Source organism: Mesorhizobium sp. M8A.F.Ca.ET.207.01.1.1, assembly GCF_004794715.1.
In the GTDB taxonomy this organism is placed as follows: Bacteria; Pseudomonadota; Alphaproteobacteria; order Rhizobiales; family Rhizobiaceae; genus Mesorhizobium.
In genome coordinates, this window is the sequence record NZ_SRUS01000225.1 from 1 (window position 1) to 367 (window position 367).

Annotated in this window: 1 pseudogene; it reads left to right on the forward strand. The window is 71.4% G+C overall.

Annotated elements, in window-relative coordinates:
* Positions 1 to 367 (forward strand): annotated as a pseudogene (locus EN850_RS34285) (D-alanine--D-alanine ligase A); the annotation flags it as partial.

Sequence of the window (367 nt, forward strand, 5' to 3'; positions counted from 1 at the left end):
TCCGGTCCGCATCGCGCTGCATCGTTCCGGCCTGTCGCTGGCGGTCCTTCCGGGCGCCGAGCGGGCGCAGCTGCAGCCCTCGGACGCGGCCAGCGCCCTGGCGCAGATCGATGTGGTGCTGCCGATCGTGCACGGGCCGCTGGGCGAGGACGGCGCGCTGCAGGGCATGCTGCGCATGGCCAACCTGCTCTTCGTCGGTTCACCGGTGCTGGGATCGGCCGTGGCGATGGACAAGGACGTGACCAAGCGCCTGCTGCGCGACGCGGGTCTGCAGGTAGCGCCGTGGTTGTGCATCCGCCGCCACCAGGCGGCGTCGGTGGATGTCGATGCGGTGATCGCCCGGCTCGGCCTGCCACTGTTCGTGAAG